Here is a 22,969-nt window from a genome sequence, read left to right on the forward strand (position 1 = left end):
TAGGCTCAATCGGTTATTCGATATATTCGAAAACCTTAACGACTTTGCGTACACCAGCAGTATGACGGGCAATGTCAACAGCAAGCTCTGCCTGTGAGCGGTGGATCAGCCCTAGCAGGAAGACTTCACCGTTTTCAGTGATCACTTTAATTCGGGTCACATCCAATTCTTTCTCGTTGAGCATACGTCCCTTCACTTTGGTTGTTACCCAAGTGTCGTTACTGCGAGTCGTGAAAGACGTTGGATTACCGATGCGGATCTGGTTGTGGATTTTACCGCCCAGCTTAAGGTCTTGTACGACCTTAACCGCTTTATCCCTCAACATCGAGTTGGGGGCTTGGCCTATCATCAGCACATTACCGTTTACCGATACACCCGTGATATTGGTTTGTTTCTTAAGATCTTCATGCTCAAGTAGCGCACTGGTGATCTTAAAATCAGTATTAGTATCATCGAGCTGCGTTTTTACCGAACGCTCATCGTTGGCCATCATGGCGCCGCTGACTGCGCCCACCATAACGGCACCGGCGCAACCTTGCAGTAGCATGCAAACCATTAACAGTGGGGCAGCATATCTCATTGCTGTTCGTCCTGTGGGAAGAGTGTGCGGTCGATATTGTCACACAGGCAATGGATCACCAGTAAGTGCACTTCTTGAATACGTGCCGTCACGTTCGAAGGAACGCGAATTTCGACGTCACCCACGCTGAGTAATCCCGCCATCGCGCCGCCGTCTTTACCGGTTAAGGCTACGATAGTCATATCGCGACTCAGTGCCGCTTCCATCGCTTTAATCACGTTACCAGAGTTACCGCTGGTGGAAATGGCTAACAGGATGTCGCCAGGCTGGCCTAAGGCTAAGATTTGCTTTGAGAAAATCTCATCGTAGCTGTAATCGTTAGCAATTGCCGTGATAGTCGATGTGTCCGTCGACAGGGCAATGGCTGGCAGTGGTGGACGTTCAATCTCATAGCGGTTTAATAGCTCGGCCGAGAAGTGCTGAGCATCACCGGCACTACCACCGTTACCGCAGGCAAGAATTTTATTGCCACCCAAAAGACATTGCACCATCATCTCCGCCGCTTTGGCGATGGATTCTGGCAGTGCTTCGGCTGCATCGATTTTAGTCTGGATAGATTCAGTAAAGCTGTCTTTAATGCGTTCTAACATGGATACATCCTTTCAGGATAAAGTGTGGCTATGATGCCATATTTCCACGGTGGAGTTGAGGCATAAGCGTTAAAAATTATTCGATTAGCTGAGTCGAGAGCCTCGTTTAAAAGGCATCGACCAGCCATTGGATCTGCGTATCTTCGATGGCGACAACGTCGAATCGGCAGGGTACATCCAATTTATGGCTCTGTAAATAATGACTGGCCGCCATGCGGATCCTGCCGATTTGTGCTTTGCTAAGTGCTTGTATTGCTCCACCAAATTGATTTGCTGAGCGGTATTTTACTTCAACAAATACCCAGTAGTTTTTGTGGCGCATGATTAAGTCTATTTCACCAAAGGGATAGCGGACATTGCGCTCAACAAAGATTAAACCTTGCTGTTCAAGGTAACCTTGGGCGAGCGACTCTGCCTGCTGTCCGAGTGTCATAGTTGGCGGAAACTGCCTCTTTGATAGCGTCCCCAGCTTAATTGGCGGTTAATTACGCCATCGGGATTGACCGATAACACGCCGCTACGACCATTGAACTGGTAACCGGTAAATGAGCGCATTTGTGCGAGTTTGCTGATTAAATCCATCGCATCATAACCCATCACAAATAAGCGTTTTTGGCCGTTGTTCCAGCCGGGCCATAAGGTATTAACCATCAGGTTTTCTTCGCCATTTTGCATCAACCAAGGTGCGTCACTCAGAGTGAGGTTATTTAAATCCTGCGCAGTTTGGCTCGATTCATTATCGATACGGCTACGGCTCGAGGTGTACAACGGCACGGGCTGAGTAAAGACGCTAAAGGTGACATCGATAAAGGCCTTGAGCAGGGTTAACTCCTGCGGCGTCGAGATCATATAAATCGCATCTATATCTTGGCGCGAGCGAAAATCGGCTTGTACTGAATTGCCCAGTAGTTCCTTGATGCGCGCAATACGGGCTTGGCTATCGCGAACGCCGAGCGCATCTTGCACCGTGGTTTTCATCTTATCGCCACTGTCGTAGTAATAGACTTCGATGGGCGTATCGCTTTTCTTTTTCCAGGCTTGAATAAAGCTCTCGGCCATACGTTTGCCGATAGCATCGTTGCTGGCGAGTAGCAGCGGCATAGTTACGCCATCTTGATACATGCGTATTGCAGCATCGGCTGCTTCTTGTGCTGGCGATAATGCAAAGTAAAACTTATTAGCATCAGCGACAAACTTGTCTGTTTGATTTAAAAACAGTTGCGGGATCGGCGCGCTTGCCGCAACAGGCGCTGCTGGCGTGCCGGTTGTAGGGGTGTTGGTCGACGAAGTGGTACCAGTGTTTAACGCCAATAATTGATCGATTTCATTTGGCAGTAGCGGGCCAATAATAAACTCAGCGCCTGCATTTACCGCTTGCTGATAAGCGGAAACGGCATCGTTAGCAGTATCGTAAAAATTCACCGAGACTTGCTCATTCGGTTTGGCTAAATAACTGGCCAAAATGCCTTGGCGAATCGCATTGGCGGCACTGGCGCGCTGGCCTGTGAGCGGCAAGAGTACAGCGATATTTTTTGGAGTATAAGGTTTGGCGTTTAACGCTTGATCTAAATCCGCGGGCAACTTCGCCGCCGCAGGATGATAAGGGTTTTGTTTTTGCCAGTCGCCTAAATAACGGACCAGTTGGTTGGGATCGACCGCATAATGCTTAGCGATATACGCCAGTTGTAACCAACCTGCAAAAACAGGGCTTTTGGCATCTTTGGTGAATGCGAGCAAGGTTTGCTCGTGCATCGGTTGCAACACTTGCCAGATCTGATTATTGACTTCATTCGCCTCGGCGGGAGGTAAATAGGTGGTCAATAAACTTAATTCGCGCACCTGTTCGATAGGCTGTTTATTCTGTTGGAATAAATGCGCTCTTAATTGATGATACGCTGCCATTTGCCAGCCGGGTAATACCCAAGTGCTTGGGTAAGTTAGCGTTTTCAGAGCATCAAGCGGCGTCGATGTATGCTCTAGCACCCGCGCAGTCAGGTATTTATGTTCAGCCACTAGCGTCGGGAACTGAGTCAGGCTTGGCAGCATCGACTTGAGCAGCTTTTGCGCCGCCGCATAGTCGTTCGCATTGATATGCGCATGCGCCGCCAGCAGCAGGTAAGTATCACGTTGCTGGGGATCTTTGCTATTAGCAGCCTGTGCTAAATACACATTTGGCGCCAATGGAGCAGAGGCTAAAGAGGTGGCCACGGTGGGCGCAGTATTCGTTGAGGTGGGCGCTTGACTGCCGCAACCCGCCAACACTGCGGATAAAATGGCCACGGAAACGAACTTAGTTGTATTCAGGCTTTTTAACACTGGGCTTCACTCTGGTAAGATGCTGCCTCTAGTTTAACCTTCTCTTGCGCTTGACGAAAGTCTTGGCACTGTCATTACAGAGGTATATATGGACCAAAGCGTCGCACTCTACATCGTTCCCACTCCTATTGGTAATTTGGGGGACATGAGCCCACGTGCTATTGACGTGCTCAGCCAGGTTGCATTAATTGCCTGTGAAGACACCCGCCATAGCGGCAAGTTATTGAGTCATTTTGGCATTTCAACTAAAACCATCGCACTGCACGACCATAATGAGCGTGCTCGCGCCCAGTGGATTGTGGATCAGCTAGCCGCAGGGCAGTCGATTGCGCTAATTTCTGATGCGGGCACGCCGCTGATTTCCGACCCCGGCTATCACTTGGTCTCCCATGTGCGCCAATCTGGGTTTAAGGTGATCCCCCTGCCTGGCCCCTGTGCGGCGATTACGGCGTTAAGTGCCTCAGGTTTGCCGTCGGATCGTTTTTCCTTTGAAGGCTTTTTACCTTCGAAAGAAAAAGCTCGCGCCGATAAGTTGCTTGAACTTAAGGAAGATCCGCGCACGCTGATTTTTTATGAATCTCCCCACCGTATCGAACATAGCCTAACGACTATGGTTGAAGTGTTAGGCGGTGAGCGGCAGGTGGTGATGGCGCGTGAAGTGACTAAAACCTTCGAGACCTTTCTCAGCGGCCCAGTGGCTGAGGTATTGGCTACCGTCAGCAGCGATCTTCACCAGCAAAAAGGCGAGATAGTGCTGATGGTGCACGGTCACCGTGCGGCCGAGGATGATGAAGCTATCCCAACCGTTGCCATCAACACACTCAAGTTACTCTGTGAAGAATTGCCGCTTAAAAAGGCCGCCGCCATTGCCGCGCAAATTCACGGTCTTAAAAAGAATGCCCTGTATAAGTTCGGTTTAGAGTCTGATTTATAAGCAGATCTAACAGATAGACACACACTGGCAGGATTAACAGTGGTACGCGCAGATTGCTTAGGCTATAATCCGCGCCGAGTTGGCCAGACAGTCGCCGCGTTCGCAAGAACGGGGAGGAAAGTCCGGGCTTCAAAGAGCGGGGTGCCAGGTAACGCCTGGGCGGTGTGAACCGACGACAAGTGCAACAGAGAGGAGACCGCCATCATAGCCTCGGCTAAGGTGGTAAGGGTGAAAGGGTGCGGTAAGAGCGCACCGTGCGGCTAGCAATAGTCCGTAGCAAGGTAAACTCCACCCGAAGCAAGACCAAATAGGGTTCCGTATGGCGTGGCTCGCGTTGGAACCGGGTAGGTCGCTTGAGCCTGTGAGCGATTGCAGGCCTAGATGAATGACTGTCCACGACAGGACCCGGCTTATCGGCCAACTCAACCTCTTTATAATAAAAGGCCTCGCAGCGATGCGAGGCCTTTTATTTTTCAGGCAATACGATTAATTGATGCATAAAGAAGATTGATAGTTAAGCTTCTGGATAAATGCTAAGAAATTGTTTTTATGTTACTTTCTGTCATAAGAGCCGCTCGTCATTTGAGTAAACTACACATCATTCCTCGTTTCGCGAGCACGAGCTTGCCAGAACGAACAAAATTTAGTCTCGAAACGTCAACACGCCCTAGCAAGGCGGAAATTTTAACTCTGTTGAAATCATCCTTTTTGCCCCAATATAGTCTCTAGTGCTGCAATCTGGTGGCGTTTATCACAGGAGTTTATGTCATGCTTTATGATTTAACGGCTGTTCAATTTAGCAAGATGCTGAAAAACTTGAGTCTTATTCTGGAAAAGGGTGAGATTTTTGCCAACTTGAAGAAGGTGGATATGGCGGTATTATTGAATTCCCGCTTAGCACCCGATCAATTTAATCTGATCCGTCAGATCCAGATTGCCTGTGATACCGCCAAGATTGGGGTCGCGCGTCTAACGGGGAATTTAGATACCGTACCTAAGCATGATGATACTGAAACGACTCTGCCAGAGTTGCAAGCGCGTATTGCTTCTGTTATCGAGTACTTAGCCCAATTTACCGAGGCAGATTTTGCCGATGCGGCGACAATTCACGTTTCTCAACCGCGTTGGGAAGGTAAGTATTTAACAGGATATGAGTTTGCGATTGAACATGCTATCCCAAACTTATATTTCCATGTGACGACGGCCTATGCGATTCTGCGCCATAACGGTGTGGATGTGGGTAAGAAAGATTATCTCGGCCCTATGCCTTATAAGTCGTAATTCCCATCGCACAGCGAGCATTTGCTTTGCTGTGCGTTTAATGCGGCTGAGGTAATGTCACGCTAACTTTTAACCCGCCAAGTGTTGAATGCGTAAAGCTAAGTTCTCCCTGATAACTCTCGACAATATCTTTGCAAATCGACAGGCCTAAACCGTGGCCTTGAACGCTCTCATCGAGCCGAATCCCTCGCTCAGTAATCACCGTTAAATCGCTATCCGATACACCTTCGCCATCGTCGCTGACCTCAATAAGATACGCTCGATTGCTGGTATTTGTCTGTTCAATACAAAGCTGTATCTGTCGACGCGCATGCTTGCAGGCGTTATCGAGCAGATTGCCAAGCAGTTCCAGTAAGTCGTCCCGGTCAAAGGGAATCACCAGTGCTTTATCAAACCGATAATCAATTTTGCGCTCTGGATAAATGCGCTGCATCACTTGGATGAGTGGCGGCAGATCGTCATTGAGCACGGTGAAACGCCCCGGAGTGGAGAGCCCGACGATTTTAGTGCGCTTAAGCTCTCGCTCAATAATATGGTGCAGATCTGCGAGCACCTTACTGCCTTCGCGTCTTTGCTCTGGCGCTAGGCTATCGAGGTAGGATTGTAGCCCTTGCAGAGGGCGTTTCATTTCGTGGGCAAGATTACCCAAGGCATTGCGTGAGCGTTGTACCCTTTGCCCCAGTTGATTCATGAGGCGTTCGATTTCCTCAATCAAAGGGCTAATTTCTGTTGGCGTGTGCTGGGTATCGATTTCTTGTCCCTGGAGCCGCAGTTGCCTGATGGCATCTGGCATTTGCTCTAGCGGTTTAAAGCCCCGCTTGAGCAACAGATGTTGGGCAAATAGCAGGATCATAATGGTCAGCAGTACCACTACCGTCGCAAAGCCTAGAAAGCGTAATTGGGTTTGCTCGAGCGAGCTAATGTCTTCGGTCACCCACAGGGTGATGGTTTGCCCATTCTTGACTATGGTTTGGCTGAACATCAGCCAGTGTTCTTGGCCAACGTATTGAGTGGCTTGTTGTTGTTCCCCAACGTTAAGATTGGGGAGTGAAACGGCATGATCAAACAGCGAGCGCGAGCGTAATAGCTGCTCACCGATGTTAATCGCAAAGTAATGACCTGAGTTGACCCTGTGATACACATTGGGGAGCCTGTCTGTACTCAGCGACCAAGTGCCATCGGCTTGCGGTTCGAGGGCGGAGATCAGGCTATCGGCATCGTGTTGCAGGCGCGAGGCGACAAAGTCTTGGGTCAAGATTTGAATGCCTTGAAATAGCAAATACAACAATAGCGCCATGGCGCAGGTGAGGGTGATAAGCAGGTTTCTAGTGAGATAGGCTTTGAGTGAATACACGCTTATGCATCCTTGAGTCGATAACCTTGGCCGCGCCGCGTCTCGATATAATCTTTGCCGAGGCGTTGGCGAAGTCGGTTGACGTACACTTCAATTACATTGCTGTCTTTGATTTGTTCCTCTTCGTAAATGCGCTCACTCAACTCAGATTTGGACACAATCTTAGTCGGGTTGGCCATTAAATAATGCAACAGGCGATACTCAATCTTAGTCAGCTCGATAACGTCTCCTTCGGCATTGGTCACTGCTTGTTTATCCACATCGAGGGAGACGCCAGCATGTTGCAGCAGGTTGTCGGCGCGGCCAAAGTGTCGGCGGATCAGCGCTTCTAATCTGGCGAGCAGCTCTTCAACATGGAAAGGTTTACCGAGATAATCATCTGCGCCGGCCTTAAGGCCATCGACGCGTTCGTGCCAAGCATCGCGAGCCGTAAGAATTAACACTGGCATCAACAGACCCTTTTGACGCCATTGGCTCAGTACGCTTAAGCCCGGCTTACCCGGCAAGCCTAAATCGAGGATCACCGCTTCGAAGGCTTCTTCCTCACCGAGAAAGGCGCCATCGATGCCGTTATTGGCATGTTCAACGGTGTAGCCCGCCTTGTTAAGGGCGGGAATGAGGCGAGCTACTAAGTCGGCATCATCTTCAATCAAGAGTAAGCGCATTAGTCGACCTTTTCCTTAAGCCATTCACCCGTTTTGGCATCAATCTTAATCTCATAGACAATGCCATCGTCGCGCAGGATTTCGAGTTCATAGATGATGCGGCCGTGTTTTTGCTCGACTTCAAGGTCGAGCAAACGTCCCTTTAACCGTGATTCATAGCGTTGCATGATGGTGTCGAAGGGTAATACTTTACCCTCCTTCACCCATTCGACCACTTTGTTAGAGAGGTCGTCATCATGGGCTAGACAGCTTGGGCTGTTAATCATCCCAGCGGCCAAAGCCAGGAATATTAACGGTATCTTCATCGAATATGCCCTTCTCTGCGAGGTTGTGGCAATTGCTACATTGGCTGAATGAGCCGACTTTGGGGTTATCTTGCACCATGCGCCTTGGGATCTCATCGTGCTTACGGATAAAAAATGCCTGCTCGGTAATTTTTTGTGGCCCCATATCAGCAATTAAAGGTTTGCTATTTTTCATCACCTTACCATTTTGCGCGGCATGTTGAACGAGATATTGCTCAATTCTAGCCGTTGCTTCAGGCGTCAGGCTGGCATCATCACCAAAGTGATTGCTTAGGTTGTTGGTAATTGCCTGCCACTTGTCTGCGGGCAGTAAATTTGCGGGGTACGCCATATGGCAGCTGCCACATTCTGCCGAGTATTCTGCATTTTGTGGGATGGCTTGATTCAGCGCGCGACCATCGTCGGCATAACCCGTGCTGGTAAAGGTTAAGCTGAGCCCTACGACGCCTATCGCCAGGGCGAGGGCAGTCAGTGTGGAGCCAGCAATCCAGCTTAGGGGATGGGCTTGTTTAGTCATGGTATTTCCTTACGTTTTGCTTACTAAAATGGATGTGGATAACGCCTTTATTGCAAACTTAGCCACAGCAGTACGTCGCCTTTTTCTTGAGGCGTGCACTCGCGTTTAAAGGTCCAGTTACAGTTGCGGTTAAACCATTTCTCAATCTTGGCCGCATCGGTTAAACGGTTGCTGGTGAGCGACGGCGCCATGGCCTCAATGGGTTTTCGGGTATTTTGATGCATACCTGGGTCTGTCACTTTGGCGGTGTGACAGCTGGCACAGCTGCGATCCTCACTCTGCTGTAGCCACAGCACTTGTCCTGCATCGGCGCTAAAGGGGCCTGCACCTTGTGCTTGATATTGTTGCAGTTGTAAGCCAATTCGCTCGGCACTGAGTGGCAAGCTGGCGACCTTGGTATTGGCGGCACTGGCATTAACACTGCTGAGTAGTAGCGCAGTGATTGCTAGTCCGATGCTGTGTTTATTCACGTAGTTCATTTCTGACTCCTTTGAACGGTCGAGTTACGGCGGTTATTGATGTTCATCTTGTTGGATCAGCGGGCGCTGCTTTTTACCTGTCAGCATGGCTCTGACGAGGTTTTCCTTATGCAGCAGGCTGCTGACAATCACGCCGCCGATATGGGTAGCTATTAGAAACAGGCTGAAGTTGGCGAAAAACTCATGTACTTCCTTCAGTGTGCCCTCGGGCCAAGTAGCGAAAAAGCTTGTGGCCAGTGGACCTTGCCCATCGGTGGCATAAAGTGCCATGCCGGAGAAGCCCGTGAACCCTATGCTGAGGATTAGGGCGACTATCATCAGTGCGCCTGCGGGATTGTGGCCGATGTAATCCTTAGCCTTGCCCGTGAAGAGTTCCTTCAGGTAAGTCCAAGCGATGTTCGGACGGGTGACAAAGTTGATAAAACGCGCATGGTGAGTGCCAATCACGCCCCACAACAGGCGAAATACCAGCAGGGTTAAGATGCTGTAGCCGGCGTAACTGTGGATGTTCATCCATTCGTCTTCGCCTTCGGTGAGGTAGGCTAAGGTAAAAAAGCCCACCAATGACCAGTGAAAGATACGGATCAAGGGATCCCAGACGTTGATGTTTTGCTGCATATTTGAGGACATGATCTGTTGCTCCTAAGGTGGTGTGCTTGCAGGCTACTAAAGCCAAACTTAAACGACGCTTAAATTTTGCGGAGTGAACTTGCCCGCTGTTCTGTTGAGTGAACTGGGCAAATAAGTGAGAAATCCATCGAACTAAGCTTGTTAAGGTATTGGTATTAAGCTAGATTTTGCCGCTTCATCTTCGAGAGGTAAGGGAGCAACCTGTTTATGCCAGTCCATCTTTTTAGCCGTCAGCCCGATCGAAAATCTTTTTTAATTTATGCGGTGCTGTTATTTATCATCGAAGTGTTGATCGCCCGTTTTGTGCCTTCGGGATTTATTCGCGGTTTTGTCGGTGACGTGTTAGTCGTGATCCTATTGTTTTGCATGGCGCGCACGCTAGTGCCCGTGGTGAATGCAAAAGGGGAATCAATCAATCGCTTTTGGCACACGCCATGGTTGGCATTGGCTGTGTTGCTGTTTGCCTTCGCTATCGAATTTGGTCAGTATTGGGGCTTAGTGGACAAGCTGGGGCTGGGCGGTAACCGCTTGGCGCGAATTGTGATTGGTAGCCATTTCGACCCACTCGATTTGCTGGCTTACTTTGTGGGATACCTGATATTGCTGGGAATTTATTGGAAGCGACATTAGCCATTTTACGGCAAAGGAAGGATACAGCATGCAGCCGATAACAGCCTTCACACTGCGAGTGTCCGATACCGAGGCGATCACTCAGCCTTTGTATTTCAATCAGCAAGCTACTGGGGTCAATATTGCGGGAAGGCAGCTTGAGGCCCAGTACCGCTGCACTTTACCCAATGGCACCCAAGGCTATCTACTGCTGACCTCCTACGATTGCCCCTTTGAAGAATCGACCGAGTGCAGCCTACTCGATGCGTCCTTTAAATTAGTGGCGAGTCGCTCCCTCTCGCAGAGCTATCATTCGTTTTTACTCTATGCCCATTGGCCAGTTGCGGATAATGGCCTGCGGCTGCATTACTACGATCAGTTAGTTTGGGATTTGCATATTCTGCCGAGCAGTTTAGGTCGGTTCGGCGGTCCGCGTCTCGAATTTAATCCAGTAGCCACCCCGGAGTGCGATCCTCGCACCGCAAGCTCGATGGCAGAACTGTCGCAGCGGTTAGCGAATATCGAGACTGACCGTTAACGCGATACTAAAAAAGGCGTCAGCAACTCGGTTAACCAAGCCATAAATACCTGAAGGCGTTTAGAAAGATGGCGTCTATGGGGATAGAGCAAGCTCACTGGCATTGAGGGTGCAGGGTAATCTGGCAAGATCTCTATCAGTTCGCCAGTTTGGAGATATTTTGCCACCCCAATATTCGGCGCTTGAATAATCCCTAAACCCGCCAGACAGGCCGCGCTGTAGGCATCGGCATTATTGACTGTGATTAGCTTGGGTAAGGCTAGGGCGCATAGTTCGTGATTATCTGGGCTTAGATACTCAAATCCTGAATCGCTACCGCCTAACTGGCCAACGTAATGGATGAGCTTATGCCCTTGGCTAAGCTCTTCTATATTCGATGGTTTGCCGTATTTTGCGATATAGCTTGGGCTTGCGCAGTTAAGCATCTTAAAGTGGCCAATCTTTTTAGCGATAACACCTTCTTGCTGCACGCTGCCTACGCGGATCACGCAGTCAAAACCTTCGGCGACGATATCGACCTTGCGGTCGGTACTGCTTAGCTCCAACTCAATTTGGGGATATTGCTCAATAAAGTCAGGAAGATGAGGAAGCACTAAGTTACGTGCAATCCCCGTGGACATATCGACTCTTAAGCGACCCGAAACTTGCGTCGCCTGCAACTGGAAAAGGCTTTCTAGTTCTTGATAGTCGGTGAGCAAGTTTTTACAGCGCTCATAACAACTTATGCCATCTTGAGTGAGGCGCACAGTACGAGTGGTACGTTGTAGTAAACGTGCACCTAACGCGGTTTCGAACTGAGCTACCACATTCGACACATGGGTTTTCGACAGACCTAGGCTGATACTGGCTTGAGTAAAACTCTCTAATTCAGCCACCCGCATAAAAATTTGCATGGCTTGCAGTCTATCTTGCATCGCAATTGTTCTCTAATAGCTAACAGTCTTGCCATTTATAGTGTGTTTATCCCTCTTTGTGCAAGTAATAAGCTGTGTGCGGCGGCATTAACATAGATGAATGAAGAGGATACACAATGAACACAACTCCCATCGCGCTGATCACTGGTGCAAGCCGTGGCTTAGGTAAAAATGCGGCCCTGACCATAGCCGCACAAGGTGTTGATATTATTCTAACTTACCAAAGTAATGCCGCTGCGGCCGCCGAGGTGGTAGCGGAAATTGAATGGCACGGACGCAAGGCTGTCGCGTTACCGTTAGATGTGGGTAATAGCCAGTCCTTTAGTGATTTTTCTCAACGCGTTAAAACCGCACTCGAACAGACTTGGCAGCGGGATAGTTTTAACTATCTAGTTAATAATGCTGGGATTGGTATCCATGTGCCCATGGCTGAAACCAGTGTGGAGCAGTTCGATACTTTGATGAATATTCATGTCAAAGGGCCTTTCTTTTTAACTCAGGCACTGCTGCCTCTGCTTGCTGATAACGGCAGTATTATCAATGTCTCTACAGGGGTAACGCGCTTTGCTATCCCAGGGTTTGGCGCCTACGCCACCATGAAAGGCGCGGTCGAAACCATGACCAAATACTGGGCGAAGGAGCTTGGTCCACGGGGCATTCGCGTTAATGTGCTGGCTCCCGGTGCAATCGAAACGGACTTTGGCGGTGGTGCGGTGCGGGATAACCCTCAGATGAATGAGTTTTTAGCGCAGCAAACGGCGTTGGGGCGTGTGGGATTACCCGAGGATATTGGCGGTGCAATCAGTGTCTTGTTGTCACCCGCCGCGGCGTGGATAAACGCACAACGTATCGAGGCATCGGGTGGTATGTTTTTATAGTTCTACCCGATAAAAACAAAGAAAGGGCTAATCGCCCTTTCTTGTTATTAAGGCAAGGTTTCAGCTCGGTTAGAAGAAACCGAGCGGATTGATATCGTAGCTGACTAACAGGTTTTTGGTGTTTTGATAGTGATTGAGCATCATCTTGTGGGTTTCACGGCCGATGCCAGACTTTTTATAACCGCCAAAGGCCGCGTGGGCAGGATAGGCGTGGTAGCAGTTAATCCAAACGCGACCCGCTTGAATGCCTCTGCCCATACGTTGGGCACGGTTCATATCCCGAGTCCACACGCCTGCGCCTAGGCCATATTCGGTATCGTTGGCAATTGCTAAGGCTTCGGCTTCATCCTTGAAGGTGGTGACCGAAATAACCGGACCGAAGATTTCCTCTTGGAAAATCCGCATCTTATTATGGCCTTTCATGATCGTTGGGCTGATGTAATAGCCTTTGCTTTGATCGCCTTCGAGCTGGCAGAGCGAGCCGCCTAAGAGCACCTGCGCGCCTTCATCTTTACCAATGGCAAGGTAACTTAAGATCTTATCGAATTGTTCCTGTGAGGCCTGCGCGCCCACTTGGGTGGCGGTATCCAGCGGGTTGCCCTGCTTGATGGTTTGCGCACGGGCGAGCACTTTTTCGATAAAGCGATCGTAAATCGACTCTTGGATCAGCACCCTTGATGGGCAAGTGCAGACTTCACCTTGGTTGAAGAAGGCCAGCAACATGCCTTCGACGGCCTTATCTAAATACTCGTCTTCGTGGTCCATCACATCGGCGAAATACAGGTTAGGCGATTTACCGCCGAGTTCTACTGTCGATGGGATCAGTGATTCGGCGGCACATTTTAATATGTGGTAACCCACTTCGGTGGAACCAGTAAAGGCAAGTTTAGCGATACGTTTGCTGGTGGCGAGGGCTTGGCCCGCTTCGGCGCCAAAACCGTTGACGACGTTGAGGATGCCGGGTGGCAGCAGATCTTCAATCAGTTCGAGTAGCACAAGGATAGAGACCGGCGTTTGCTCGGCGGGTTTGAGTACCACACAGTTACCTGCGGCGAGCGCGGGGGCGATTTTCCATGCTGCCATCAACAGCGGGAAGTTCCACGGAATGATTTGCCCGACGACACCTAAAGGTTCAGGGAAGTGATAGCTGACGGTGTTGCCATCAATATCGGCGGCGCTGCCTTCCTGTGCTCGAATGCAGCCAGCGAAGTAACGGAAATGGTCTACAAACAGAGGCAAGTCGGCGTTGAGAGTTTCACGCACCGCTTTGCCGTTTTCCCAGGTTTCGGCAACGGCTAAGTATTCGAGATTTTGCTCAACGCGATCGGCGATACGCAGCAGTAAATTCGCACGCTCGGTGACCGAGGTTTTTCCCCAAGCATCCTTAGCGGCGTGGGCCGCATCGAGCGCCAGTTCGATATCGCGATAGTCGGAGCGGGGAATTTTACAGAAGTTTTGACCATTGACGGGGGAGCGATTATCGAAGTATTCGCCGTTAACTGGGGCGACCCATTTGCCACCGATAAAGTTGGCGTATTTTTCTTTAAAGTTAACGATGGCACCAGGAGTTCCGGGTTGAGCATAAATCATAGTGTTATTCCTTCTGTGGCTGCCGAAAACGCTAAATGTGTAGCGTCTCAGCATGGGTCTTGTTGAAATAGGTTTGAGCACTGTTGTTATTTTTTTCCTTTGCCAATCGGATTGACTCACAAAGTTGTTGATTAAGTTGGTGTTCTCTTACGCAACACCTGAGCGCTGCGTATAAACGGGTATCGCAAGGACAGTGCCAAACTGGCAGGAGTTGTACACTTGTTGAGCTAACAGTATGATGAAAAGCTAATTTTGCAGATCCAAAACAATAGGGCATTCAAGGATGGAAAGTTGCCCTGTGGTCATTTTGTCATCCAACGACACACCATGGGTGTGCCGAAATGGAACAGCGCTCGGGGAGCATGGCTATGACAGTAAAACCGCATTTTCCAACCACACAGGCATGGTTAGCCGATTCATGGCAGCGCAGCTTAGGTGCTGGCTTATCAGAGTTTCGTGCTGGTGAGGATCTCAGACTCACGCGCGCGGAGCTTAAACATAAACATGAGCAATATCAGCAGCTCATCGAATTAGTACAATCCCATGCCTTACCGCTGTTTAATCAACTGATGGCACATTCCAATAGTCGATTATTGCTCTCCGATGCTGACGGTTATGTGCTGAAACATTGGGGCGTGAGTCGTTATTCCAGTAAGTTAGCTGATGTGGCGCTCGATATTGGGGTCAACTGGCTCGAAAAGTATAAAGGCACCAATGCAATAGGCACCGCGCTCACGGCCAAACAGGCGGTGTCAGTGGTCGGTGAGCAGCATTTTATCCGCCAAAATCGTTTTATGAGTTGTACTGCTTGCCCGATTTTTTCACCCCAAGGCGAGATGCTCGGAGTGCTCGATATCACCAGTGAGCAACAGCGGCATTCACAGCAGACTTTAATGTTAGTGTCGAGTCTGGCGCAGCAGGTTGAGACTGCGTTGTTGTGTCATCTGCCCGATAGTCACTATCGGATTGATTTAGCAGCCGAGCCGAGTTTATTAAGTTCTGGCTGGCAAGGCATAGTGATTGCCGACAGTGATGGACGAATTGTGGGTTGTAATCCCATGGCAAAACAATTGCTGACTCAAGCCAAGCTGGGCGATAGCCTAGAGCTGCATTTGGGAGATAGCTGGGCGCGAGCGGGGGGCTTCAATCGGGATTTGGCCCTGCACTTACAGACTCAGGCGTTGGGTGTTACGCAGACCAAAAGTGCGAAGACGATTCAAGATAAGCCGCAGAGTCAATTGGGGGTAAGATTTCGCGATCCCTTGCTTGAGCGGGCTTGGCAGCAAGCTAATAAGGTCATCACTAAACAAATCCCTTTGCTGGTGCTCGGTGAAACTGGGGTGGGGAAAGAGCAGTTTGTCAAAAAGCTCCATGCCCAGAGCTCGCGCCGCGCGCAGCCGTTAGTGGCGGTGAATTGCGCCGCCTTGCCCGCAGAGCTGGTTGAGTCTGAGTTATTTGGCTATCAGGCAGGGGCTTTTACTGGTGCTAATCGAACTGGTTTTATCGGTAAGATCCGCCAAGCCCACGGTGGTTTTTTGTTCCTCGATGAAATTGGCGAGATGCCGCTGGCGGCGCAAAGCCGGTTACTCCGGGTGCTGCAGGAGCGTGAGGTCGTCCCTGTTGGCAGTAATCAAAGTGTTAAGGTCGATATTCAGATCATCGCCGCGACCCATATGGACTTAGAGTCGCTGGTGTCGCAGGGGCTGTTCCGTCAGGACTTGTTTTATCGCCTGAATGGATTGCAGGTGCGCTTGCCTGCGCTGCGTGAGCGGCAGGATATTGAGCGCATTATCCATAAATTGCACCGCCGTCACCGCAGCGGCCCACAAACCTTGTGTACTGAATTATTGGCGCAGCTAATGCGTTACGATTGGCCCGGCAATCTACGGGAGCTGGATAACCTAATGCAGGTGGCGTGTTTGATGGCCGAAGGTGAGGTTGTACTCGAGATCAATCATCTCCCCGATTACCTTGCTCAAAAGCTAATGGATCTGGCGTTTGAGCCGCACACATTAACTGAGGTTGTCGACGCGGAAACCACGGCGCATCCGCACGAACTGTCCGAGCCTAGCTCCGCCACCATCGACTCGCTCCATGGAACCATAAATCTGAACGTGTTGCAGGCTTACCGCGCCTGTGAGGGTAATGTGAGCCAATGTGCTAAGCGTTTGGGGATTAGTCGTAATGCCTTGTATCGCAAATTAAAACAGCTAGGGATTAAGAATTAACGGTAGTTGACTGTTGATGATATAAGCCCCGCTAACTGTGTTAGCGGGGCTTATGTTTTTAGGTCGGTAAACTGATATTGACTTCAAGGCCGTGGGGCTGGCGATTCTCGGCTCTGATTTTACCTTTATGGGCGCTAATGGCCGCTTCGGTAATGGCGAGCCCCAGCCCCCAGCCACCGCTTTCCCGCTGCCTTGCCGAATCGGGGCGATAGAAGGGTTTGAAAATCGCTTCAAGCTCAGCAGGATCAATCCCCGGGCCATCGTCTTTAATGCTGATCAGTACTTGGCCGTTGGTTTGGCTCGCGCGCAGGTGAATATCGCTCTGGGCATAACGAATCGCGTTGCGCAGCAGGTTTTCTATCGCTCGGGACAGGGATTTCGGATAATGGCTGAGTTCGATGGCTTCATCGATATCGATAGTGATCTTTTTACCCTGTTGATCGGCTTCAAATTCGGCATCGTCCAATACTTGGCTTAGCGACTCGGCTAAGCCAAGGCGTACCTTAGTCTCATTGGTGCTAAGTTTGACCCGCGATAGCTCCAGCAGCTCGGCAATCAGTTGTTCTAATTGCTCGGCCTCGTAGGCAATGCGGTCGGTTTCTGTAGTTTGTTGGCCTTTCTTACGGGCCAGTGCCAGTGACAATTGCAGGCGGGTCAGTGGGGTGCGCAGTTCGTGGGAAATATCACCCATTAATCGCTGTTGATTTTTGACCATGGCCTCAATCGAATCCGCCATGCTATTAAAGGCGGTGGCGAGCTGGCCGATTTCATCGTTCCGTTGAGTGGTCGCCTTATCGACGCGATTGCTGAGATCACCTTCGGCGAGGGCATCGGCACTTTTCTTGAGTGAACTGAGTGGCTTACCCAAATGCCAAGCGAGTAGGGCGCAGAGTAATCCCGACATCAGTATGGCCAAACTGAGGGTGAGTAGTTTGTTTTCGATGAAGAAGAAGAACCAGGGCCGAGGATGAATATCTGGCAGTCGACCATAGAGAAAATAGGTTTCTCCCTCCAGAGTAAATTGGTGTGGGCCAAATACTAATTCATCTTTAAATTGGTGGCTAATTGGCTGTTTTTCTTCATCGGCCATCAGCATAAAACTGCGTACACCACGGCTGATTCTATTGGTGTTAATCACTTGGCCTTGGCTATTGGTGAGATACAGCCGCAGCGGTTTGCCTTCCATATCTCGATGCCTCTCCCAGCGGCGCAGAAAATCGGACTTAAGCAGAGTTGGATTTTCTTGAATGCGCTGCGCTACGGTCGCCAGTACTTTTTGCAGGTGGGGCGGTATTGGGGCGCGGTCGTGATTTTGTTGCAACAAAGGCAACAGCCCGACTAAGGCAATAATCAACGAACTACAGAGCCAAAATCCGAGCAGTAATTTGATAAATAAGCGATTAGGCACAGTTGTTCCCGCCGTTATGGTAACCAGATATAACCTTTGCCACGAATAGTTTTCACCCTGGGTCTGCCATCGCTGCGCTCGGGAAGTTTTTTACGTAGATTCGAGAGGTGCATGTCTAGGCTGCGATCGAATGGCATCAATTTTTTACCCAGCACAATTTCATTGAGCTCTTCTTTATTCATCAACTCGCCAGCATGGAGCGCTAAGGTGTGCAGTAGGGTAAATTCTGTGCCCGTGAGGATGATCAGTTGCTCATTGCAATAGGCCTCTTGGCGAGTGGGATCTAAACGCAAATCACCAAACTCTTGCGCGGGTGTTGCATGAATTTCTTGGGCAGTTAAGTGTGAGCGGCGAATGATGGCGCGAATACGGGCGATAAGCTCCCTGTCGTTAAAGGGTTTCGGCAAATAGTCATCGGCACCGATTTCAAGCCCCACCACGCGGTCAATCTCATCACCTCTAGCCGTGAGCATCAGCACCGGTGTTTGCTTGTGTTGCCGCAGGGCGCGAAGCACTTCAAAGCCATTTAATTTAGGCAACATGACATCGAGTAAGATCAAATCGTAATCTGCAGCCAAGGCAAGTTCTAAGCCTTGCTTACCATCGTAGGCTAACGTGAGTTTAAACCCTTCGAGTTCGAGTAATTGTCCAAGGAGTTCTGACAAACCGAGATCATCATCGATTAATAATATCCGACTCATAGTGTTCCTTAATCTGGGTGAACGGGTGCTGCAGACCGGCATGGGCTCAGTAAATCGCAGGCACTTTTAGTACTTTGCCTGAGTATACCCCTTTTGATGTCAATTGCTGTGTAGCAATGTAAGCCAAAGTAAAGAATAGAGAATCTGTTTTACCTAAGCGAGTTCCAGAGTCGAGTTTCTGCTCCTTAAGGTGATTCGGGTATGGTTATTGGCGCAACTTTACACTGATTTACTCAGGTCACGCCCTCACTTACATATGAGGCTTTAGACTGTTATCGTCGAAAGTGATTCGGCTTTTAAAAGGGTCGTCACTATTTCTTATCTTTACAACATGAAGTTGAATTATTGAGGTTAATATGATGAAAACATTATCTCCTTTAAAAGCAGGTCTATTTGCCATCTTAGCAAGCTCCGCAGTATTGGCGACAGCAGTGAGTGCTGAGCCTAGCCAAGGCTGTGATCATTCTCGTGGTGAGTTTCATAAACGTGGCGATCGCATGGAGCATGATGGCATGCATAGAATGTTCGAAGGATTAGACTTAACTGATGCACAAAAAGCGGACATTAAAAAACTGTTTGCTGAGCAACGTGCAGCACGTAGTGATGATAGACCTTCGAAGGAAGAGCGTTTAGCGCACCGAACTGAAATGCATGGGTTGATCACCTCGGCCACCTTCGATGAGGCGCAAGCTAAGGCACTGCTGAGTGCTCAGCAGGAAAAACGTCTAACGCAAGCGATTGAAAGGATGAAGATGCAGAATCAAATTTACAATCTGCTGACGCCCGAGCAACAAGCTAAGTTTAAAGCGCGATTTGAAGCACAAGCTGCTAAAGAACCTCGCAGTTAAGCTTGTAAGCTGATATACAATAGAGTCATAGCTTCCCGATATAGACCCCTATGACTGAAACTTCCCAATACGATTTTTGGGTCAAATTAGCTAGTCGCGCTTCCGTGGCTACTGCTTTGACCCTTATCACAATCAAACTGTTAGCTTGGTTGTATTCCGGTTCTGCCAGTATGTTGGCATCCTTGACGGATTCATTCGCCGATGCACTCGCCTCGATTATCAATTTTATTGCCATTCGCTATGCTCTCGTTCCCGCAGATCATGACCACAGATATGGCCACGGTAAAGCTGAGCCATTAGCCTCGCTAGCGCAATCGGCTTTTATTATGGGTTCGGCATTTCTGTTGCTATTTTATGGCGGCGAACGTTTGCTAAATCCTTCACCCGTTGAAAATGCCACCTTAGGCGTAGTGGTTTCTGTAGTCGCAATTGTGCTGACACTCGCCTTAGTTTTGCTGCAAAAACGGGCGCTAGCGGCAACGAATAGCACTGTGGTGGAAGCCGATTCGTTGCACTATAAGTCAGATTTATTTCTCAATGCCGCAGTGCTTTTAGCACTCATATTGTCTCAATATGGCTGGTGGTGGGCGGATGGTCTATTTGCAGTACTGATTGCCTGTTACATAGGCCGGCAGGCTTTTGATTTAGGTTACCGCTCGATTCAAGCATTGTTAGATCGTGAGTTAGATGAAGAAACCCGTCAGCGGATAAAACAAATTGCTAAGGAAGATCCAAGAGTATTAGGGCTTCATGATTTACGGACGCGCCAAGCAGGTAAAACCATTTTTATTCAATTCCATTTGGAGTTAGACGGCCATTTAAGCCTAAACGAGGCCCACAGTATTGCTGATACCACAGGGCTTAGGGTAAAGGCCGCCTTTGAAGATGCCGAGGTGATTATTCACCAAGATCCCGTACAAGTGGAGCCAATGACTCAATAACCGCGGTAAAACACTAAAGCGATTATTGACATACCAAAGGAGTGGTTATGCCATGGATGCAGCGGCAGTCTCACCTGTTTGATGCTAATACGCGGCTCATCTGCCGTTATCATCGATTGTCGACTCGCTTTGAGTTGATTGCCGAGCATGTCCCCAGCGCGAGCGGGGGACTTGACTCAAACCTCTCTGATCATAATCTAGTGAATCTTCCTATGGGCGTTTGGAGCGAGCTTATCCTGCGTCAATCCTTATATTATTGGCCGAGAATTATTCCGTTCAATATTGCGCAGCGGGAGTATCGACTACATGTTTGGCCATTATTAATGTGGCGCAGCCGGGTAATTTGTGCACAATCGGGAAAAGTCATGATTAGTGAATGCCTCGATGAGCGAAAACCTCGTTCCCTTATTCTCTAGTGTTATTTCGCGATTATGAATGTATTGCGAGTCGTTAGTTAATGCTTAAGTCTCTTCTCATACATGCTCGTTTTATTTAAAGCTGAATGCTTTCTGTATAAAGTGTATTTAGCCTTTACAAACTATTACTCTTATTTTGTGTTTGTTATATTATTCGCGGCGTTTACTACTTAGGTTAACTCATTAGGGAAATGTAATGAAAAAACTATCTTTAGTTGCGGGTTCTTTACTAGCAGTATTAGTGACAGGCCAAGCTGTAGCGGCAGCTGACACCACAGGTTTTTATGTGGGTGGTGCACTAAATCGCGTGACTGTTGATGTGCTTGATGATGGAGAAACAGGGACAGGTTTCGGTGTATACGGTGGTTACAACTTTAACGAATGGTTTGGTTTAGAGGCGAATTTATTTGCAACTGGCGATTTAGGCGATAAGGATGTCGATATTTCTGCGGGTGCACTTACTTTTACACCTAAGTTTACTATGCAAATCAATGATATGTTCTCAGCTTATGCAAAGGTCGGTGTTGCATCTATGGCTATGAATATTGACGGTTTTGGTTTTGATGAAGATTTCACAGGCTATGGCTGGACCTACGGTGTTGGTATTAACGCTGCTGTGACAGAGCATTTAAATGTTCGCTTGAGTTACGATGTTACTAGCGGTGATTTAGACGCTGACCACAATTATTTAAATGTGAAAGATATCGATACCGATATTAAACAACTGGCGATTGGTGTGCATTACCAGTTCTAATTATTTATATTTAATCTAAATAATAAAAAAGGGATATCACTATCCCTTTATTGCTTTTAAATGGATGGTTAATCCATAGACAATTCTTTCAGTTTTCGCGTTAAAGTATTTCTTCCCCAGCCTAAACGTTTTGCCGCTTCTTGTTTATGCCCTTGTGTATGTCGCAATGCGGTTTCGAGTAATATTCGCTCAAAGGCAGGCTGTACTTCGGTTAATAAATCGCTATTTCCCTCAGACAGTTTTTGGTCGATCCACTCGGTGAGTGCCGATTGCCAATCTTGGCTACCTTTCGCCATTGGATTAATACTGGTAGGTTCCTTAAGTAACTCGGGCGGCAAGTCTTGGGGCAGGATTTCTTGTCCTGAGGCCATGACGGTGAGCCAGCGACAAGTGTTCTCTAGTTGCCTAACGTTGCCCGGCCATGGCAATTGCGATAGCTTAGCGGCGGTCTCCTTGGTGAGGATTTTTGCTTCGACACCAATCTCCTTGGCGGCGGAGGCTAAAAAGTGGCTAGCAAGCTGAGGAATATCCTCACGGCGTTGTGACAGCGGTGGCAAATGGATACGAATCACATTGAGGCGGTGGAATAAGTCTTCCCTAAATCCGCCTTTTAGGACTAATTGTTCTAGGTCTTGGTGGGTGGCAGCAATGATGCGCACATCCACTTGTACAGCACTGTGGCCGCCGACTCGATAAAACTGTCCATCGGCGAGAACCCGTAGCAAACGGGTTTGCACGTCTAGCGGCATATCGCCGATTTCATCTAAAAACAGGGTGCCGCCGTTAGCTTGCTCAAAGCGCCCTTGACGCACGTTAGCCGCACCAGTAAAGGCGCCTTTTTCGTGGCCAAACAGTTCTGATTCGATTAAATCCTTGGGAATCGCCGCCATATTCAAGGCGATAAAAGGTTTATCCTTGCGCGGACTGTGCTTATGCAGTGCGCCTGCAACTAGCTCTTTACCTGTGCCTGATTGGCCATTGATCAGCACGCTGATTGAAGAGCGCGACAACCTACCAATGGCACGAAACACTTCCTGCATCGCAGGGGCTTCACCGATAATTTCGGGGGTTTTGACTTGAGTTTCCTGCGCAACTGGCGTTGGACTTTGCTCTGTTGCATGGGTCAGCGCGCGCTCAACGAGTGAAATCGCCTCATCAATATCAAAGGGTTTAGGTAAATACTCGAACGCCCCAGCCTGATAGGCACTCACTGCACTGTCTAAGTCCGAATGCGCCGTCATGATGATAACGGGAATATGCGGATAGTGGATTTGCAGTCTTTCAAGCAGGGATAAGCCATCGGTGCCCGGCATACGAATATCCGAGACGATGACCCGTGGTTGGGAGATTTCTAATGCTTGCCAGAGTGATTCTGCTGCAGCAAAGCTGGCGGTGCTAAGTTTAGCGCCTTGGAGCGCTTTTTCGAGCACCCAACGTATTGAGCTGTCATCGTCGAGGATCCACACTTGTTCACTGATTCGCATTTTGCTTCC

The 22,969-nt window shown here is 49.1% G+C and carries 25 protein-coding genes and 1 other RNA gene; 11 read left to right on the forward strand and 15 right to left on the reverse strand.

Annotated features, from left to right (window positions below):
• Positions 1 to 13: 13 nt before the first annotated feature.
• From dolP to JM642_RS01355, 4 genes are all read right to left on the reverse strand, one after another.
• Positions 14 to 580, reverse strand: a complete 567-nt coding sequence (dolP, locus tag JM642_RS01340; RefSeq protein ID WP_037424203.1) for a division/outer membrane stress-associated lipid-binding lipoprotein — start codon at positions 578 to 580, stop codon at positions 14 to 16.
• A complete protein-coding gene (locus tag JM642_RS01345; RefSeq protein ID WP_011070670.1) occupies positions 577 to 1,170 on the reverse strand; it encodes a phosphoheptose isomerase in 594 nt (197 codons plus the stop codon). The genes dolP and JM642_RS01345 overlap by 4 nt, the downstream gene beginning before the upstream one ends.
• Positions 1,171 to 1,276: 106 nt before the next feature.
• Positions 1,277 to 1,603, reverse strand: coding sequence for a YraN family protein (locus JM642_RS01350; protein WP_047536234.1), 327 nt, complete (start codon positions 1,601 to 1,603; stop codon positions 1,277 to 1,279).
• Entirely contained in the window at positions 1,600 to 3,486 is a 1,887-nt protein-coding gene (locus JM642_RS01355) for a penicillin-binding protein activator (RefSeq protein ID WP_203432538.1), read from the reverse strand. Before JM642_RS01355 ends, JM642_RS01350 begins: the two co-directional genes overlap by 4 nt.
• A gap of 88 nt (positions 3,487 to 3,574) precedes the next feature.
• Here JM642_RS01355 and rsmI point away from each other — a divergent pair, with 88 nt between their 5' ends.
• The 3 genes from rsmI (at position 3,575) to JM642_RS01370 (ending at position 5,701) form a co-directional block, all read left to right on the forward strand.
• On the forward strand, positions 3,575 to 4,420 hold the full coding sequence (rsmI, locus tag JM642_RS01360) for a 16S rRNA (cytidine(1402)-2'-O)-methyltransferase (protein ID WP_144376028.1): 846 nt from the start codon (positions 3,575 to 3,577) through the stop codon (positions 4,418 to 4,420).
• Between the two features lie 75 nt (positions 4,421 to 4,495).
• An RNA gene (rnpB, locus tag JM642_RS01365) (RNase P RNA component class A) lies at positions 4,496 to 4,849 on the forward strand.
• A 339-nt stretch (positions 4,850 to 5,188) separates the two neighbouring features.
• Positions 5,189 to 5,701: a DUF1993 domain-containing protein gene (locus JM642_RS01370; RefSeq protein ID WP_037423051.1), complete on the forward strand. Its 513-nt coding sequence runs from the start codon at positions 5,189 to 5,191 to the stop codon at positions 5,699 to 5,701.
• A gap of 37 nt (positions 5,702 to 5,738) precedes the next feature.
• On the opposite strand, the gene JM642_RS01375 is transcribed toward JM642_RS01370, so the two are convergent.
• From JM642_RS01375 to JM642_RS01400, 6 genes are read right to left on the reverse strand one after another with little or no spacing between them, the layout of a single operon-like run.
• Positions 5,739 to 7,055: a sensor histidine kinase gene (locus JM642_RS01375; protein ID WP_203432539.1), complete on the reverse strand. Its 1,317-nt coding sequence runs from the start codon at positions 7,053 to 7,055 to the stop codon at positions 5,739 to 5,741.
• Positions 7,056 to 7,057: 2 nt separating this feature from the next.
• Positions 7,058 to 7,720: a response regulator transcription factor gene (locus JM642_RS01380; RefSeq protein ID WP_023265941.1), complete on the reverse strand. Its 663-nt coding sequence runs from the start codon at positions 7,718 to 7,720 to the stop codon at positions 7,058 to 7,060.
• Complete coding sequence (locus tag JM642_RS01385; RefSeq protein WP_037423059.1) at positions 7,720 to 7,986, reverse strand: PepSY domain-containing protein; 267 nt, start codon at positions 7,984 to 7,986, stop codon at positions 7,720 to 7,722. The genes JM642_RS01380 and JM642_RS01385 overlap by 1 nt, the downstream gene beginning before the upstream one ends.
• On the reverse strand, positions 7,979 to 8,542 hold the full coding sequence (locus tag JM642_RS01390; protein ID WP_088586514.1) for a diheme cytochrome c: 564 nt from the start codon (positions 8,540 to 8,542) through the stop codon (positions 7,979 to 7,981). Before JM642_RS01390 ends, JM642_RS01385 begins: the two co-directional genes overlap by 8 nt.
• A 47-nt stretch (positions 8,543 to 8,589) precedes the next feature.
• Positions 8,590 to 9,021 carry a DUF1924 domain-containing protein gene (locus JM642_RS01395; RefSeq protein WP_203432540.1) on the reverse strand — a complete coding sequence of 144 codons (432 nt, stop codon included), beginning with the start codon at positions 9,019 to 9,021 and terminating at the stop codon, positions 8,590 to 8,592.
• A 33-nt stretch (positions 9,022 to 9,054) separates the two neighbouring features.
• Positions 9,055 to 9,651 carry a cytochrome b/b6 domain-containing protein gene (locus JM642_RS01400; protein ID WP_037425122.1) on the reverse strand — a complete coding sequence of 199 codons (597 nt, stop codon included), beginning with the start codon at positions 9,649 to 9,651 and terminating at the stop codon, positions 9,055 to 9,057.
• 207 nt (positions 9,652 to 9,858) lie between these two features.
• Between JM642_RS01400 and JM642_RS01405 the strand changes: the two genes are divergently transcribed.
• Both JM642_RS01405 and JM642_RS01410 read left to right on the forward strand, forming a co-directional pair.
• A complete protein-coding gene (locus tag JM642_RS01405) occupies positions 9,859 to 10,281 on the forward strand; it encodes a DUF2809 domain-containing protein (RefSeq protein ID WP_069454033.1) in 423 nt (140 codons plus the stop codon).
• 28 nt (positions 10,282 to 10,309) lie between these two features.
• Positions 10,310 to 10,798: a hypothetical protein gene (locus JM642_RS01410; protein ID WP_203432541.1), complete on the forward strand. Its 489-nt coding sequence runs from the start codon at positions 10,310 to 10,312 to the stop codon at positions 10,796 to 10,798.
• On the opposite strand, the gene JM642_RS01415 is transcribed toward JM642_RS01410, so the two are convergent.
• Positions 10,795 to 11,712 carry a LysR family transcriptional regulator gene (locus tag JM642_RS01415; protein ID WP_099457290.1) on the reverse strand — a complete coding sequence of 306 codons (918 nt, stop codon included), beginning with the start codon at positions 11,710 to 11,712 and terminating at the stop codon, positions 10,795 to 10,797. The genes JM642_RS01410 and JM642_RS01415 overlap by 4 nt on opposite strands.
• A gap of 116 nt (positions 11,713 to 11,828) precedes the next feature.
• Between JM642_RS01415 and JM642_RS01420 the strand changes: the two genes are divergently transcribed.
• Positions 11,829 to 12,590, forward strand: a complete 762-nt coding sequence (locus JM642_RS01420; protein WP_203432542.1) for an SDR family oxidoreductase — start codon at positions 11,829 to 11,831, stop codon at positions 12,588 to 12,590.
• Positions 12,591 to 12,659: 69 nt separating this feature from the next.
• On the opposite strand, the gene JM642_RS01425 is transcribed toward JM642_RS01420, so the two are convergent.
• Positions 12,660 to 14,180 (reverse strand): aldehyde dehydrogenase family protein, encoded by a 1,521-nt coding sequence (locus JM642_RS01425; protein ID WP_099457292.1) that lies wholly within the window; start codon positions 14,178 to 14,180, stop codon positions 12,660 to 12,662.
• Positions 14,181 to 14,548: 368 nt separating this feature from the next.
• Between JM642_RS01425 and JM642_RS01430 the strand changes: the two genes are divergently transcribed.
• Positions 14,549 to 16,408: a sigma-54-dependent Fis family transcriptional regulator gene (locus JM642_RS01430; protein ID WP_203432543.1), complete on the forward strand. Its 1,860-nt coding sequence runs from the start codon at positions 14,549 to 14,551 to the stop codon at positions 16,406 to 16,408.
• Between the two features lie 58 nt (positions 16,409 to 16,466).
• Here JM642_RS01430 and JM642_RS01435 read toward each other — a convergent pair whose 3' ends face one another.
• Together JM642_RS01435 and JM642_RS01440 are read right to left on the reverse strand one after the other, a co-directional pair.
• The gene (locus tag JM642_RS01435) at positions 16,467 to 17,816 is read right to left on the reverse strand and encodes an ATP-binding protein (protein ID WP_037423086.1); all 1,350 of its coding nucleotides are present in this window, start codon (positions 17,814 to 17,816) and stop codon (positions 16,467 to 16,469) included.
• A 14-nt stretch (positions 17,817 to 17,830) separates the two neighbouring features.
• A complete protein-coding gene (locus JM642_RS01440) occupies positions 17,831 to 18,517 on the reverse strand; it encodes a response regulator (RefSeq protein WP_037423088.1) in 687 nt (228 codons plus the stop codon).
• Positions 18,518 to 18,876: 359 nt separating this feature from the next.
• Between JM642_RS01440 and JM642_RS01445 the strand changes: the two genes are divergently transcribed.
• From JM642_RS01445 to JM642_RS01460, 4 genes are all read left to right on the forward strand, one after another.
• Positions 18,877 to 19,365 carry a Spy/CpxP family protein refolding chaperone gene (locus JM642_RS01445; protein WP_050991289.1) on the forward strand — a complete coding sequence of 163 codons (489 nt, stop codon included), beginning with the start codon at positions 18,877 to 18,879 and terminating at the stop codon, positions 19,363 to 19,365.
• Positions 19,366 to 19,415: 50 nt separating this feature from the next.
• Positions 19,416 to 20,306 carry a cation diffusion facilitator family transporter gene (locus JM642_RS01450; protein WP_047538636.1) on the forward strand — a complete coding sequence of 297 codons (891 nt, stop codon included), beginning with the start codon at positions 19,416 to 19,418 and terminating at the stop codon, positions 20,304 to 20,306.
• Positions 20,307 to 20,353: 47 nt separating this feature from the next.
• On the forward strand, positions 20,354 to 20,722 hold the full coding sequence (locus tag JM642_RS01455) for a hypothetical protein (protein WP_203432544.1): 369 nt from the start codon (positions 20,354 to 20,356) through the stop codon (positions 20,720 to 20,722).
• Between the two features lie 196 nt (positions 20,723 to 20,918).
• Positions 20,919 to 21,476 carry a porin family protein gene (locus JM642_RS01460; protein ID WP_047538633.1) on the forward strand — a complete coding sequence of 186 codons (558 nt, stop codon included), beginning with the start codon at positions 20,919 to 20,921 and terminating at the stop codon, positions 21,474 to 21,476.
• Between the two features lie 68 nt (positions 21,477 to 21,544).
• Here the strand turns inward: JM642_RS01460 and glnG are convergent, their stop codons facing one another.
• Positions 21,545 to 22,960, reverse strand: a complete 1,416-nt coding sequence (gene glnG, locus JM642_RS01465) for a nitrogen regulation protein NR(I) (protein ID WP_047538629.1) — start codon at positions 22,958 to 22,960, stop codon at positions 21,545 to 21,547.
• Between the last annotated feature and the right edge of the window lie 9 nt (positions 22,961 to 22,969).

The organism is Shewanella sp. LZH-2 (assembly GCF_016859145.1).
In the GTDB taxonomy this organism is placed as follows: Bacteria; Pseudomonadota; Gammaproteobacteria; order Enterobacterales; family Shewanellaceae; genus Shewanella; species Shewanella xiamenensis.